At 44.8% G+C, this 1,320-nt stretch carries 1 protein-coding gene; it reads left to right on the top strand.

Features of this window, described 5'->3' with window-relative positions; genetic code table 11:
- The first annotated feature begins 184 nt into the window (after positions 1 to 184).
- Entirely contained in the window at positions 185 to 1,249 is a 1,065-nt protein-coding gene (locus tag A3739_RS03760; RefSeq protein ID WP_068473306.1) for a PLP-dependent cysteine synthase family protein, read from the top strand.
- The last annotated feature ends 71 nt before the right edge of the window (positions 1,250 to 1,320 follow it).

Here is a 1,320-nt window from a genome sequence, read left to right as displayed (position 1 = left end):
AGCGTTACAGCGACACAAACTGACGCATAGCTTGCTAACTTTATGAGTTGGTCGAGTTGGTTCTTTTGTGCGGATGCATCGCTCATAAGCTTCACTATCTAGATCATTCATGTACCGAATAAGTGCGCTATAATAACCGAATCAATGACCTAGGAACATGATTCGTAACGCATAAGGAAAGTTTATGAGTTGGACGCAAAACGCAATACAAACCGTTCTCAGTGAGGCGCAAAGATCTGCTGATACGCACCTGTTTCAACTGCCCATGCCAAAAGACTATGAGGATATTCAGGTATATCTAAAAGATGAGTCAACACATCCTACTGGATCATTAAAACATCGGCTTGCACGCTCTTTGTTTCTTTATGCGCTCTGTAATGGCTATGTGCATGAAAATACCGCTGTAATAGAGGCGTCCTCAGGAAGCACCGCTGTGTCTGAAGCGTATTTTGCTCGCTTACTTGGTTTGAAATTTATCGCAGTGATGCCCGAAACGACTTCTAAACAAAAGCAGCAGCAAATCGAGTTTTATGGCGGTCAATGTCACCTAGTCAAGGGCGGTGATATTTACGGTGAGGCAGAACGTTTAGCTAAGGAGTTAGGTGGTCACTATATGGACCAGTTTACCTATGCTGAACGCGCCACAGACTGGCGAGGTAATAACAATGTCGCTGACTCTATTTTCAATCAGATGCGAAGAGAGCGATACCCTGAGCCTAGTTGGATTGTGGTCAGTGCGGGAACTGGTGGTACGTCAGCGACTATTGGACGCTACATCAAATACCGCGGAGCGTCGACTCAGTTATGTGTCGCAGATCCGAGTCATTCAGTGTTTTACGACAGCTTTATGAGCGGAGATTCTTCTCTCACGTGTTCCTGTCCATCTGCAGTTGAAGGCATTGGACGGCCTCGTGTGGAGCCGTCTTTTGTTCCAAGTGTTATTGATAAGATGATAAAAGTGCCAGACGCTTCGGCCTTTGCGTGCATGCAATTCGTGAGCGACTTACTTGGAATTAGAGTAGGCGGTTCCACAGGTACAAACATGTTTGCGGCATTTCAGTTAGCTGTGCAGATGAAAAAAGAGAATAAAAGTGGCTCAATCGTTACAATGCTGTGTGATCGGGGCGAACGTTATGTCGATACTTATTATAATGCCCAATGGTTGGAGCAACGAGGGTATGCCGAGAGTATGCCTCAAATAAAACAACAGCTTAGCCAATTTTATGACAGTGGTCAGTGGCTCCCGTGAATTTGATTCAGTGATAAGGTAAATAATGGAATTGAGCATGATTTTAAAGATGGGCATTGTTGCCTTTCTTG

It is taken from the genome of Oleiphilus sp. HI0067, assembly GCF_001635735.1.
This window is presented reverse-complemented; position numbering and strand designations above follow the sequence as displayed.